This is a genomic window from Thermoactinomyces daqus (genome assembly GCF_000763315.1).
GTDB classification, from domain to species: domain Bacteria; phylum Bacillota; class Bacilli; order Thermoactinomycetales; family Thermoactinomycetaceae; genus Thermoactinomyces_A; species Thermoactinomyces_A daqus.
This window is the reverse complement of record NZ_JPST01000006.1, coordinates 107,646-121,265: the sequence shown is the minus strand read 5'-3', so window position 1 is coordinate 121,265 and position 13,620 is coordinate 107,646. Positions and strand designations below refer to the sequence as shown.

At 49.7% G+C, this 13,620-nt stretch carries 13 protein-coding genes and 1 pseudogene; 7 read left to right on the top strand and 7 right to left on the bottom strand.

Annotated features, from left to right (window positions below; translation table 11 throughout):
- The first annotated feature begins 424 nt into the window (after window positions 1-424).
- The 4 genes from JG50_RS0103420 (at window position 425) to JG50_RS0103405 (ending at window position 4,355) form a co-directional block, all read left to right on the top strand.
- Complete coding sequence (locus tag JG50_RS0103420) at window positions 425-1,822, top strand: extracellular solute-binding protein (RefSeq protein ID WP_033099703.1); 1,398 nt, start codon at window positions 425-427, stop codon at window positions 1,820-1,822.
- A gap of 112 nt (window positions 1,823-1,934) precedes the next feature.
- Entirely contained in the window at window positions 1,935-2,444 is a 510-nt protein-coding gene (locus JG50_RS0103415) for a hypothetical protein (protein WP_033099702.1), read from the top strand.
- A gap of 323 nt (window positions 2,445-2,767) precedes the next feature.
- The gene (locus JG50_RS0103410) at window positions 2,768-3,187 is read left to right on the top strand and encodes a MerR family transcriptional regulator (protein WP_033099701.1); all 420 of its coding nucleotides are present in this window, start codon (window positions 2,768-2,770) and stop codon (window positions 3,185-3,187) included.
- A gap of 1 nt (window position 3,188) precedes the next feature.
- On the top strand, window positions 3,189-4,355 hold the full coding sequence (locus tag JG50_RS0103405; protein WP_052153955.1) for an MFS transporter: 1,167 nt from the start codon (window positions 3,189-3,191) through the stop codon (window positions 4,353-4,355).
- Window positions 4,356-4,629: 274 nt separating this feature from the next.
- On the opposite strand, the gene JG50_RS0103400 is transcribed toward JG50_RS0103405, so the two are convergent.
- A complete protein-coding gene (locus tag JG50_RS0103400) occupies window positions 4,630-5,415 on the bottom strand; it encodes a 3-hydroxybutyrate dehydrogenase (RefSeq protein WP_370589227.1) in 786 nt (261 codons plus the stop codon).
- 98 nt (window positions 5,416-5,513) lie between these two features.
- On the opposite strand from JG50_RS0103400, the gene JG50_RS0103395 reads away from it, so the two are divergent.
- The 3 genes from JG50_RS0103395 to JG50_RS0103385 all read left to right on the top strand — a co-directional run bounded on the left by JG50_RS0103395 (window position 5,514) and on the right by JG50_RS0103385 (window position 7,589).
- A complete protein-coding gene (locus JG50_RS0103395; protein ID WP_033099700.1) occupies window positions 5,514-6,401 on the top strand; it encodes a LysR family transcriptional regulator in 888 nt (295 codons plus the stop codon).
- Window positions 6,402-6,525: 124 nt separating this feature from the next.
- Complete coding sequence (locus tag JG50_RS0103390) at window positions 6,526-6,894, top strand: CidA/LrgA family protein (protein ID WP_033099699.1); 369 nt, start codon at window positions 6,526-6,528, stop codon at window positions 6,892-6,894.
- Window positions 6,894-7,589: an LrgB family protein gene (locus tag JG50_RS0103385; RefSeq protein WP_033099698.1), complete on the top strand. Its 696-nt coding sequence runs from the start codon at window positions 6,894-6,896 to the stop codon at window positions 7,587-7,589. The genes JG50_RS0103390 and JG50_RS0103385 overlap by 1 nt, the downstream gene beginning before the upstream one ends.
- Window positions 7,590-7,639: 50 nt before the next feature.
- On the opposite strand, the gene JG50_RS0103380 is transcribed toward JG50_RS0103385, so the two are convergent.
- The 6 genes and pseudogenes from JG50_RS0103380 to hflX all read right to left on the bottom strand — a co-directional run bounded on the left by JG50_RS0103380 (window position 7,640) and on the right by hflX (window position 13,600).
- Window positions 7,640-8,428, bottom strand: coding sequence for a class I SAM-dependent methyltransferase (locus JG50_RS0103380; RefSeq protein WP_033099697.1), 789 nt, complete (start codon window positions 8,426-8,428; stop codon window positions 7,640-7,642).
- A gap of 128 nt (window positions 8,429-8,556) precedes the next feature.
- The gene (glnA, locus tag JG50_RS0103375) at window positions 8,557-9,891 is read right to left on the bottom strand and encodes a type I glutamate--ammonia ligase (RefSeq protein ID WP_033099696.1); all 1,335 of its coding nucleotides are present in this window, start codon (window positions 9,889-9,891) and stop codon (window positions 8,557-8,559) included.
- A 54-nt stretch (window positions 9,892-9,945) separates the two neighbouring features.
- Window positions 9,946-10,350, bottom strand: coding sequence for a MerR family transcriptional regulator (locus tag JG50_RS0103370; protein ID WP_033099695.1), 405 nt, complete (start codon window positions 10,348-10,350; stop codon window positions 9,946-9,948).
- A gap of 179 nt (window positions 10,351-10,529) precedes the next feature.
- The gene (locus tag JG50_RS0103365; RefSeq protein WP_235281598.1) at window positions 10,530-11,012 is read right to left on the bottom strand and encodes a DUF456 domain-containing protein; all 483 of its coding nucleotides are present in this window, start codon (window positions 11,010-11,012) and stop codon (window positions 10,530-10,532) included.
- Between the two features lie 21 nt (window positions 11,013-11,033).
- Window positions 11,034-12,317 (bottom strand): methionine gamma-lyase family protein, encoded by a 1,284-nt coding sequence (locus JG50_RS0103360; protein WP_033099732.1) that lies wholly within the window; start codon window positions 12,315-12,317, stop codon window positions 11,034-11,036.
- 19 nt (window positions 12,318-12,336) lie between these two features.
- Window positions 12,337-13,600 (bottom strand): annotated as a pseudogene (hflX, locus tag JG50_RS18050) (GTPase HflX).
- Window positions 13,601-13,620: the final 20 nt, after the last annotated feature.

Here is a 13,620-nt window from a genome sequence, read left to right as displayed (position 1 = left end):
CCGTACTGGAAACAGGGCGGATTTGGGCAGGAATATCACATCATGAAAGGGCTTGCAAAGTTCATAACACAGTATTTTCTTCCTGATCAGTAAAACTTGTATGCTACTTGTATCTATATATAATTCAAAATATCATGAATTTTTATGTTAGTCAAGATAATTGTCTTGATCAATCTGTCCCCTCCCAATGAATCAATCCCGGCAAGATCCGCTTACTGTCCTGAACTCCCTCCGTTTCATGCCCCGTCGAAATTACTCCGGAAAAAGAAGAAGCGTCATCATACAAGAGAATCGATTTCCGCAGAGAATGATAAATTTTCAAAACCTTGTTTGCATTTCAGGTGCAGGAATGATACAACTATGATAGCAGTATCATAGCTGTATTATTTCTTTTACCCAGACTTTTTCAGAAAGAAGAATTGGCATGCGCAGAGAAAAAGAATTTCGTTACCTGAAACTCGCAAACATTTTGCGGGAACAAATTTTGTCCGGATACATCAAACCCGGTGAATTTCTGCTCTCCGAAAATGAATTGTGCAAATTTTATGGATTAAGCCGTACTTCGGTACGGAAATCGCTCGATGAACTGCTGAAAGAAGGACTGATTGTCAAAAAACCCGGCCAGGGAACCATGGTCTCCCCTGATCTGGAAATTACGGAAAAACAGCGGAGAATTCTTCGTATTTTGGCTCCTTCCCCCTCTTTTTTTGTCGATAACGGGTTGCCGGTCATTATCGAACGTTTTTTGCAGGAACATCCTCATGTTGATGTGAAAGTGCTCAGCCTGCCTTCCTTTTATTTCTGGGAATCGTTGCGGACAAGCAGGGAAATGGGGCTTGACCCCGACCTCGTTTTCGTTTCCGACCGGCAGTTCGCCGAGATGGACAATCTAGATTCCTTCGCTGATCTGGAGCCTCTCCTGGCCAATCGAATACCGGCCATGTATCCCAAAGTGATTCAGGCGTTTCGCCGTCAAAAAGAGATCAAAGCCGCCCCGGTCACCTTTTCGACCGTCTATTTGGCATACAACCCGGAATTGTTCAGACGCTACGGAGTACCCGAACCGGCATCCGCCTGGACACAATCCGAATTTGTAAATGCGGCAAAAAAAATGACACGGGACACCAATGGTGACGGAATTATCGATTTATACGGAATTTCCCTCTCTTCCTCGTTCAGCCGCTGGCCGGTGTTCGCCCTGCAAAAAGGAATCAGCCCGACAAACCCGGCGGAGCATCCAGAGCGTCTGGTCGAAACCTTCGACTTTCTGCACGACTTGTTGTATCGCGACCGGGTGGCGACCATTCATCAGACGGAAACACACCATCCCAACTCAGATGCGTTTGTGCGCGGAAAAACGGCGATGGTTTTGACCACCACCCTGGAGATGGCCGGCTGGCGCAGCGAACAAATGGATTTTGAACCGCAAGTGGCTCCTTTGCCTTTCGGTGACAATCAGGCGACTCTGCTTTTGGCCAACATGTTGATCGTCCCCACCGCCTGCAAATCGGCCGACCTGGCAAAAGAGTTCATCTCGACTGCACTCCGGTCCGATGTACAGGAGAAGATGAGCCGCACTGCCCATTTTCTGTCCGTGTTGAAACATGTAAACGAACAGGTCTGGGACCGTCCGTTTCTGGAATCGATCAATATCACCAACCGTCAGGTGGAAAACAGCTACTTCCTGCATGAACTCTTTCCGGATGCCGGTGTGATGGAAGAGCTGGAAACGGAGATGAAACTGTTTTGGGCCGGGCTGGAGTCGGCCGCTTCGTTTGCACAGACGCTGCAGCGGATGATCCGGGTAAAAAGTAAGTCTTAGGTCTGAGATTGAATCCTACTTTGGCAGGTTCCAGCAGGGTTCCCGTTCCTTTATGATGGATTGCAGAACCTTGTTACGGAAATCAGAAGTACAAAAAACGGAGGATTCAATCATGGCTTATCGACTTAATCTGCGGAAAAAGAACTTACTGGTCACGATCCATGTCCTTTCCGTCATAGCCTGGTTCGGCGGGGCGATCTGCATGCTTTTGCTGGGACTGTACATGCAGAAGGCGGAAGACGGAGAACAGCTTTATTATACGCTGGCCAACATGCATCTCATCGATGCCACACTGATTCGCTATCCGGCTCTGGTGGCCTTCATCTCCGGCATTCTGCTGTCAGTCTGGACGCAATGGGGCCTGTTCAAACACTATTGGGTTGTGATCAAGTTTGCCTTGACCCTTTTTATCATTCTGATCGGCATCTTTTTTTTGAATAATTGGCTCTCTTTTCTCCTGGAACATGCAGCCCTCTTCGGTCTGGGCTCCTTTCATCATCATCAATTTCAAACGACAAGTTTGTCGCTGATCAATGTTTCCCTGTTCAATATTCTGGCGATGGCCCTCATGACCTTGATCACGTATTTTAAGCCTTTAGGCAAGATCAGAAAACGGTCATGACCCAAAAAACCGGCCCGGAGATGAAAGTGTCGGGATACTCGGGAGAGACGGTGTCCCTTTGACCGGCCAATTCACAATAAGCGAAAGGGCTCGGTGACAACCGCCAACTTTGCCAAAAGCATTATTTTGACCGCGATCATGCGGTCTTTTTCATTGCTGCAGTCGGACACCTGATAATTTTCGACAACAAAAATATTAGAAAATCGAAGTAATCGCGGGTTAATTATGCTGATACTATAAATACAGTCTATTTTTGAGAAATAGTTTACTTTGACGTGAACGTTAAAAATCGATATAGTAGGAGAATGTTGAGGGGGCTGGACATGAATTGGTACAAAATTGACGATGTCGCAAAAATCACCGGTTTGACCAAACGCACCTTGCGCTATTATGAGGAAATAGGGTTAATCCCCCCACCCGAACGGAGCGATGGCAAGATCCGCCTGTATACGGATGAAGATATCGAACAAATCCGCAGAGTACTCATCGCCAAAGAGGTTTTGGGTTTTTCTTTGCAGGAGTTGCAGCAGTTTCTCCATCTGAAGAAAATGATTGAACAAAATCATACGGAGTATGGCAGCTTTGGCCCCGAGGAACTGCTGGAGATCAAAAAACATTTGTCCGGGCAAATCCACATGCTCCACGCCAAAATCGAGCGCATGCAAAAGTTCACTCAGGAACTCACTGAGTTGCAGCAAAAAATCAAAGTCCAATTAAATCAATTTGCAAAGGAAGATGAGTGATATGGAGTTATCGGAGCAAAAACGAAAGCGGGCGAGAAACATCACCGTGTTCGGCACGTTTCTCGCCTTTATGGGAATTGGCGTCGTCGACCCACTGTTGCCGGTGATTGCCGACCAGATTGGAGCAAGTCACTGGCAGGTCGAAATGCTTTTCACCGCATATATTTTTACAATGGCTTTCATTATGATTCCTGCCGGGCTTTTGACCGGAAAACTGGGCGACAAAAAAATGATGATCATCGGGTTGGCCATTGTGACCGTCTTCTCTTTGGGTTGCGCCCTTTCCGGCACCATCACGCAATTATCCATTTTTCGTGCCGGCTGGGGATTGGGGAACTCTTTCTTTTTCGCCACAGCCATGACTTTGCTCATCGCATTGTCCAGCGACGTAAGCAAAGCAGTCGGATTATATGAAGCCGCAATCGGACTTGGCATGGCCGGCGGTCCCCTGGTCGGGGGAATTCTCGGTGGTTTCGGCTGGCGGTTTCCCTTTTTTGCCACCAGTATCCTGATCTTTTTAGCCTTTTTGCTCGTCTCTTTTTTCGTTTATGAACCGTCGAACATGGAACGCCGCGGAAAAGCCGGCTTAAAAGAGCTGGCCCACCTGCTTTCCTTCCGTCCGTTTTTGCAAGCCGGCATCTCAGCCATGCTCTATTACTACGGTTTCTTTGTCGTTTTGGCCTATTCCCCGCTGGTGCTGAACCTTTCTGCGATCCAGTTGGGACTGGTCTTCTTCGGATGGGGGCTGTGCTTGGCTTATGGATCTGCCGTACTGGCTCACAAATTGGAAGCAAAATACTCTTACAAGTTTCTTCTCCGTTACAGCTTAATCGCGTTTGCAGTCTTCTTGCTTTTGCTCTTTTTCATCAAAAATATCTGGGTTGAAATCATTCTCGTCATTCTCTCCGGTTTGGCTTCGGGACTGAACAACGCGTTATTCACCAGTTATGCCATGGAAGTTTCTCCTTATGAACGGGGTGTGACTTCCGGGGTGTACAACTTCGTGCGCTGGCTCGGTGCAGGCGTCGCTCCGGTCTTGTCCGGTGTACTTCACGCCATCAGCCCGACATTCCCCTTCGGAGTCGCGTTCATTCTCGCCGTGATCGCGTTCGTCATCATTCTGCTTCCGAGCCCCGGCCGGCAAAGCAGCACCGCGCAGCAACAATAATCATAGATGGTAAAAAGCCGGCTCCAAACCCATGGAACCGGCTTTTTCTGCAAGTGTATACTCTTCCTTTCCTCGTTTCCCCGACACCCCTGTCTGATAAACCACATATAAATCGAACAAAACGGATCACTCCTGCCACAAAGGAGGCAACGTAATGCTCATGCTCCTGTTTCAATTTGTCACCATTCTGCTCTCCGTGTTTTGGGGAAACATTTTTAATTTTTTCTGATCTGTTTGATCATCCTCTTTTGCGGCATGCACTTTGTTCCCGCCCTTATTGGGCCGTATAGCCTCCGTCGATGACGACTGCTTGTCCAGTTACTCCTTTGGCCCGCTCGCCGGCTAAAAAGAGCGCGTAATCGGCAATTTCCTCCGGGTCAAGCAAGCGCTGCTGCGGAACAAGCGGAAACAGCACTTCTGCCATTACCTTGTCCAACGGAACGTTTCTTGTCTTGGCCAGATCCTTAAGCTGATTTTGTACCAGCGGCGTATCGACATAACCCGGGCATAGTGCATTTACCGTGATCCCATGCGTGGCCCCCTCCAACGCAGCCACTTTGGTAAGGCCGATCACGCCGTGTTTGGCGCTGTTGTATGCCGCTTTTCCGGCAAACCCCACCAGGCCGTTAATCGAGGCCATGTTGATGATGCGGCCGAATTTCTGCTCCTTCATGATGGGAAACACTTTTTTCGTGGCGATAAACGGCCCGATTAACATGATCCGGATCAATTGTTCAAACTTATCCGTCGGGAAATCTTCCAGATTGGAAACAAATTGAATGCCGGCGTTATTGACCAGGATATCCAGACGGCCAAAGCGGCTGACAGCGCGCGAGATCATCGTTTCCACCTGGCTTTCATCCGTCACATCGCAGGGAACCGCCACTGCTGTAAAGCCTTGTGCCGCGAGATTGTCCGCCGCCTTTTCCGCGGCTTTTTCATTAATGTCGGCAATCACCACTTTCGCTCCGGCCCCGGCAAATTTCCGGGCAATCGCCCAACCAATTCCACTGCCTGCCCCCGTTACAATTGCTGTTTTCTGATCCAATTCTTTTCGCAAAATTCATCCGCTCCTCACCAAAACCTTTTGCAATCCGTTTTCCATCGGTAAAATAGGTTCAATAAGACATGAACGATAACAACCAGGAGGATCGATCGTTGGAAATACGCCAATTAAAATATTTTCTCGCTGTAGCCAAGCACAAAAGTTTTACCAAGGCCTCCCAGGCACTGCACCTGTCACAACCCTCCATCAGCAAGATGATCAAAAGTTTGGAAGATGAGTTGGGAGTCACCCTGATCGATCGTTCGACCAAACAGATCGAACTGACCGACGCCGGGGAAATCGTTCGCAAACAGGCACAGCAAATCATCCACTCCATTGATGATCTGGCCCAATCGCTCTACGATTTGATGCACCTGAACAAAGGGCACGTCACCCTCGGACTTCCGCCGATTGCCGGAACCATCTTCTTCGCTCCGATCATCGAGAAGCTGCACCGGCACTATCCCGGCATCCAGCTGGAGTTGATGGAGTTTGGTTCGAAAAAGGTGGCACAGGGGATTGAAAGCGGAATCCTCGATGTGGGCATCGCCATGCTTCCGGTTGATTCCTGTAAATTCGATGTGATTCCTTTCGTCTCCGAGGAAATGAGGCTGATTACTCACCGCCGGCATCCTCTTGCCGGCAAGTCCGTCGTCTCTTTGTCCGAGCTCAAAGACGAATCCTTTATTTTTCTCAGCGAAGAATTCGCCCTGTACGAGCGGATCTGGCACGAATGCACCAAAGCCGGTTTCAAGCCAAAAATCACCTACAAGAGTTCGCAATGGGACTTCATCGCCGAACTGGTTGCCACCGGCCTGGGAATCGCGATTTTCCCGCAATCGCTGTGTGCCAAATTACCAACGGAACGGCTCCGCATCATCCCCATAAATCCGGCCATCCCGTGGAACCTGGGGATCATCGTCAAAAAACACCGCTATATCTCCTATGCGGCGCAAACCCTAATCAACCTGATCAAAAATCATCGTTTCAATCATAACTAAAAGGCATAGTTATAATAAAAGATGTATTCTTTACGAATAGATTTATTCTCGTTACCTTATAAGTATGATCTTTCCACAGGAGCTGACTCAGCTCCTTTTCTTATGCATCAGAAAGGTGAAGATTATGAGAATATGGATTGTCTTAGGCCAGATCTTGCTGATCAATCTCGTTTATCTGTGCGGGGAAGGCATTGCGCATTTGCTCAGACTGGAAAAACTGCCCGGCAGCATAATCGGTTTGGCTCTTCTGTTTCTCCTGCTCAAACTTCGCATCATTCGCCTGGAATGGGTCGAAGAAGGCGCAAAATGGCTGTTGGCCGAACTGCTGCTCTTTTTCATTCCTCCCACGGTCGGCATTATCCAGTTTCCGCAGATCATGGGTGTGGAAGGGCTCAGGATGGCCGGCGCGGTCTGGATCAGTTTAATCGCGGTCATGTGCATTACCGGCCTAGTCGCCGAATTTTTGCAAAAGCGGAAGAAGGGAAAAGCCTGATGAATGAAATTTTGCTGAAGATATTTTTACTCGTCCTCACCATCTCGATTTTCGTGGCAAGCCAAAAAATCAGCTCCAAGCTCACATTCGTCCTGTTTTCACCGGTGATTGTCACACCGCTCATCCTGATCATCATCCTGGAGACTTTCCATATTTCCTACTCCACCTACGCTTCGGGAACCTGGATCTTGACCTACATGCTCGGCCCCTCCACGGTCGCTTTCGCCGTTCCCATGTATAAATACCAGGATCTGCTCAGGAAATATTTAAAAGAGATTTTGATCAGCTTGAGCATTGGCTCATTTTTGGCTGTCATCACCTCAATCTTGTTCGCCATCCTGTTCCAGCTGAGCAAAGTGATGGTGATCAGTATCATCCCCCGTTCAGTAACGACACCGATCGCAATGGAATACGCCAAATCCTTGCACGGCAATCCTTCCCTGACTGCCGTCTTTGTCATGATCACCGGCTTGTCCGGGGTGGTTCTGGGCCCGCTGCTAATTCGTCTGCTCTCCTTAAAATCCCCGATTGCCAAGGGGTTGTTGATGGGAATGGGCGCACACGGCACCGGCACCTCCAAAGCATTTGAATTCGGAGAGCTGGAAGGAACTTTCTCCAGTTTGGGCATGATCATAGGGGCCTTCATCACCCTGGTGTGGGTGTTGTTATTGCCGAGTCTGACCCCGCTGCTCTGATACCCGGGAAAACAGGGGCCAAACCTCCGTTTTCCCTTTTTTATCCGGTGTTAAAGGTATTTTAAGACCGCCACCGAACAGACATGCGGAACGCTGATCGGTTCATCGGGATAACGGATCGCCAGCAATTCTTGCAACCTGTCTGAAATCTCCCGTTTTTGCGCTTCCGATAACAGCGTGTACCAAGAGAGAGTACGGATTCTCCCCAACCAGTATTCATGCGAAAAGGCGATGGAATATTCCCACTCCCAGCCCGCCGTCAGCCGGAGACCCGCTTTTTCCCATTCACTGAACCAACTGAGCGGAAACCCGAGAAGCCTTTTCTTCTCTTCTTTGCGGGATCCCGGTTTATCGACTGCATCTTTTGGCAAGAACGATTTTGCCATCACAAAAGTATCCCGGAGCAAGGGATTTTGCTTGGACAGATCAAAACGCGAATCCATCACGATGAAAAGTCCGCCTTCCTTTAATATGCGTTTCACCTCCTTGATCGCCTGCGGCCGGTTAAACCAATGCCATGCCCGCAATACTGTGACCATCTCATATTGAGCAGACGGAAGAGTGCTGTTTTCCGCGGTCGCGCAGATATAGCAGATCCGGCTTCCCTCCTCCCCCTTTCGCGCTTCAGCCAGCAGTTCAGGGGAAGGGTCAACACCGGTAACCTGCGCTCCTCTTTTCACCAGTTCCCGGCTGAGTACCCCGGTTCCGCATCCGAGATCCGCTATCTTTCTCCCCTCCCACCGCACGCCAAAACTTTCCAGCTGCTTAAATACTTCAACAGGAAAATCATTGCGCCATCTGGCATAATCCTTTGCCACTGAACCAAACTTGACCTCCATCATATCCCCCGAAAAAAATTTTTTATTAAGATTGTCCCCTTAATAATTATATATAATATTCTGATATATCCAACCAAAAATAAAGCAGAGATCGAATAAATTTCGACCTCTGCCGTACACTTTTCCGTTTAGTACAGGGACATATACTGCTCGCGTTCCCACGGATGAACAGTGGTGCGGAACAGATCCCACTCGATTTCTTTCGCTTCCACAAAATGAGCCAAGGCGTGTTCGCCGAGCGCTTCAACCATAACCGGGTCGTTTTGCAATTCCACCAAGGCTTCTTGCAAGTTGGCCGGCAGATTGTCAATTCCTGCATCGCGGCGCTCTTGCTCATCCATCACATAGATGTTGCGATCCGTTTGTTGCGGTAACGGAAGTTGTTGCTTAATGCCGTCCAAACCTGCTTTGAGCAGAACCGCCAAAGTCAGGTACGGGTTGGCTGATGGGTCGGGAGAACGAACTTCGATCCGGGTGCTGAGTCCGCGGGAAGCCGGAACCCGAACCAGCGGACTGCGGTTTTTCGGCGACCAGGCAACATAACAGGGTGCTTCATAGCCCGGCACCAGACGTTTGTACGAGTTAATCAGCGGATTGGTGATGGCCGTAAAAGCACGGGCATGTTTCAAAACACCGGCAAGGAAATGACGTGCGGTTTTGCTTAAACCGAGCTCGTCAGATTCATCGTAGAAGGCGTTCACTTTCCCTTGGAAAAGGGACATATGGCAGTGCATCCCTGACCCGTTTACCCCAAAGAGCGGTTTCGGCATAAAGGTCGCATGCAAACCGTAACGACGGGCAACGTTTTTCACCACCAACTTAAAGATTTGGATATTGTCGGCAGTCGTTACCGCATTGGCATATTTGAAATCGATTTCGTGCTGACCCGGTGCCACTTCGTGGTGAGACGCTTCCACTTCAAATCCCATTTTGTCCAAAGTAAGCACGATATCGCGACGGCAGTTTTCCCCGAGATCCAGCGGTGCAAGGTCAAAGTAACCGCCTTTATCGTTCAATTCAAGGGAAGGTTCACCTTTTTCATCGGTTTTGAAGAGGAAGAACTCCGGTTCGGTGCCCACGTTAAACGCGGTGAAGCCCATTTCTTCCGCTTCTTTCAAGGCGCGTTTCAAAATTCCGCGGGGATCGCCCTCAAACGGTGTGCCGTCCGGATTGTAAATATCACAAATGAGTCCGGCAACTTTTCCGTGTTCATTTCCCCAGGGATAAATCACCCAAGTATCGAGATCGGGATACAGATACATATCCGATTCTTCAATGCGCACAAATCCTTCGATGGAAGATCCGTCAAACATCATTTTATTATCAAGCGCTTTTTCCAACTGGCTGCGGGGAATTTCCACGTTTTTGATTGTTCCCAGCAAATCGGTGAATGTCAAACGAATATACGAAACCTTTTCCTGATCGGCAATCCCAAGAATATCTTCTTTGGTGTATTTTGCCATTGTGTCGTTCTCCCTTCACAATTTATTTATGACACCGGAAGCAGGAGGGAAGCATTAATGGCGGAAAAAGCGCGACATCTCTCCATGTGTAAGAGGAATTTGCCCCGGGCGGTTCGGATGGATGATCTGCTGCTTCAACATCCGGCGCAGTTCCCGCTCGGTAAGTTCTTTTTTCACCCGCTCCACTTCTCTCTTCGCTTCCAGGACTTGCTGATTTTGTTTAAACATCTCTCTCACTCCGGCCAGATTAAGCCCCTTTTCCAGATAGGACTTAATCTGCAATAGCCGATCCACGTCATTAAATGAAAACAACCGCTGATTCCCTTTGGTTCGTTCCGGGCGAATCAATCCCTGCTGTTCGTAATAGCGAATCTGACGCGGGGAAAGTTCGGTCAGCTTTGTTACAATTCCAATGGGAAACAAAGGCATATTCCGCCTCAGCTCATCGCGTACACTCATCGACGGCCGCCTCCTTTCCTCAGGCTGCTTTCCATACTTTAATTGTATTCATGTCAGGTTTATTAGTCAAGCGATGTAATAAAAATTGACATGATTAAGTGCGCATATTGATGTGCTCATTTTGCCTCCTGCCGGACTTTTTTATAATAAAAAGAGCCCGGTTTCCCAGGCTCTTCATGTTATGAAATGCCGATGCGGACGAAAAACCAGATCAGCATCCCCGTCATCACCAAAAATTTGATAAACACTCCGCCGACAAAGCCGACAAAGGTGCCAAAGGCCACTTTAAAGGCTTCTCCCCAAGATTTTTTCAGGATGAACTCAAGCAAAAGCACCAGCACAAACGGTCCGACAATAATTCCGACCGGACCGATGATGAAGGGGAAAACGATGATCCCCACAATCGCAGCGATAACGGACCAGACGGAGCCCCCGTACTTTTTCACGGCGATACTGGTAGAAAGATAATCGACCAAAAACAGAAGAAGGGTAAGAATGATCACCGTGACCCAAAACGAAACTCCCAGTGGAGCCGCCGCGGGGATAAAGAAACTGTAGACGGCAAAGCCCGCCAATAGCAGCGGCGCATCCGGCAGGGCAGGAATAAACAAACCCGCAAAAGCGAGCAGGAACAATACAGCCACCACAATCCACAGAAGCACTTCCAACCCCGGTTCCTCCTTTTATCCACTTTGCTTGAGAATAGCCAATTTTCCAGTTTCCATCATAAATTCCAACGCCTGAACGATCGCGATTTTCACGTGCGAATAGGTTAATCCGCCTTGCATAAAGGCAATATAAGGCTCGCGCAAAGGGCCGTCCGCCGACAATTCAATGCTCGCCCCCTGTACAAAGGTTCCCGCCGCCATTATGACCGGATCTTCATACCCGGGCATATGATCAGGCACCGGCTTGATATGGGCATCGATCGGCGAGGAAGATTGAATCCCCTGGCAAAAGGCTATGAGCAACTCAGGACTGCCCAGGGAAATCTGCTGAATGATATCGGCTCTGGTTTCATCCCATGCCGGGGTCGTCCGAAATCCCAATTCCTGCAACAAGGCCGACGTAAACACCGCTCCTTTCAATGCTTCGCCGACAACATGAGGAGCGAGAAACAATCCTTGATAATAATCGCGCAAGTATCCATAAGTGGCGCCCCCTTCCACGCCGATTCCGGGAGCAACCAGACGGGAGGCGGCTTTGGCAACCAAATTCGCCCTGCCGGCAATGTATCCCCCCGATTTGGCCAGGCCACCGCCCGGATTTTTGATCAGGGAACCGGCGATCAGATCGGCACCCATATGAGGAGGTTCTTGTCCCTCCACGAATTCGCCGTAACAATTATCGACAAAGATAACGAGATCAGGCCGGATGGAGCGGATTTTCCTCACCATCTCTCCGATTTGCCCGACGGTAAACGACGGGCGATCGGCATATCCCCGCGACCGCTGAATCCCGATCATTTTGGTCTTGTCCGTCAACGCGGCAGCAAATGCTTCCCAGTCGATATTTCCGGCAGGGGTGAGCGGAATTTCTTTATAAGCAATACCATAATCGGCCAATGAACCCGAGCCGTCTCTATCTGAACCGATCACTTGCTGCAACGTGTCATACGGGCGCCCCGTCAGGTAGATCAGTTCATCCCCCGGACGCAGGATTCCATAAAGGCACGCGGAAATGGCATGGGTGCCCGAGATGATGTTCGGGCGCACCAAAGCTTGCTCCGCCCCCATCAATTCAGCAAATGCCTTTTCAAAAATCTCCCTTCCCATATCGTCATATCCATAGCCGGTCGAAGAGTGCAGGTGGAACTCGCTTACCCCGAGTTTCCGAAACACCTGAAGCACTTTCCATTGCATCTCATCGACGTGATGCGAGATTTTGGCGATCATTGGAGCGATCTTTTCTTCCACTTGCAAAACGTTTCGTTCAATCCATTCACCATGTTTTAACTCATTAAACACCAATCCATCATTCCCACATTTAAAATTCCTCGCTTAAACGGGCAAATTGAAGCAAGGCGGGCGGCAGTTTCCCGAGTTGTTTGCGCGAGAGGCGAAACTCGAACCGGATCTTTGTATCCATTGCCTTGCTTGAACATACCTCTGCCGCCTCATACAGGGCAGCAATCAAATCTCCGCGGTGGATCGGGATTTCCGCCGTACCGGTCACCGTCTCCGCACTCAACATTGCCGCGATTTTCTCTTTGAGCCGCATCAAATCATCGTCGCAAAAAGCCGAGATCGAAATCGCCTCTTTGCCCTGGAGATTGACGTTCAGCTCCGGTTGGAGATCGGCTTTATTGAGGACGATCAGAGTCGGGAGATGGGCTGCATCCAGTTCCTCCAACACTTTCTCCACCGCCTTCATCTGTTCCTCCGCCTCTTTATGCGATGCATCGACGACATGTAACAACAAATCGGCCTCTTTCACCTGTTCCAGCGTCGAGCGAAACGCCGCCACCAGATGATGGGGCAATTGGCGGATAAATCCGACGGTATCCGTGAGAATCACCTGTTCCCCGCCCGGCAACTTCAAACTGCGGGAAAGGGGATCAAGTGTCGCAAACAGTTTGTTCTCCGCCAAACTGTCCGCTCCGGTCAGACGGTTGAGCAAAGTGGATTTCCCGGCATTTGTGTAACCGACCAAAGCGATTTGGGTCACCCCGGTCTTTTTACGGCGCTGCCCCAGCAAACGGCGATGTTTTTTTATCTCTTCAAGCTGAGCGGTGAGAGCGCGGATTTGGCGACGGATGTGACGCCGGTCCGTTTCCAGTTTCTTTTCACCGGGACCGCGCGTGCCGATGCCTCCCCCCCAGACGGGAAAGCTCTTTCCCTCTCCCCTGAAGGCGCGGCAACAGATAATTAAGCTGCGCCAATTCCACCTGAATCCGCCCCTCCCTGGTTTGGGCCCGACCGGCAAATATATCCAAAATCAGCTGGGTCCGGTCAATCACTTTGCAGGGAAACAGCAGTTCCAGATTGCAAATTTGCGCAGGGGAAAGCTCCTGATCAAAAATGACCAGATCCGCTTCCGCCTGCTCCGCCCATTCGGCGATCTCCTGTGCTTTGCCGTGTCCGATCAGCCATGCGGGGTCGGGGCGGTCACGAAACTGGATCACCTTTCCGGCAACCTCCGCTCCCGATGTCTCGGCAAGGCGGGCCAATTCTTCCAAAGTGGAAGTGATTTCCGCCTCGTTTCGTTTGGATCCCGTTCCCACCAAAATCGCTTTTTCTCGTTCAAGCATCGAAATCGTTACGTCATCCC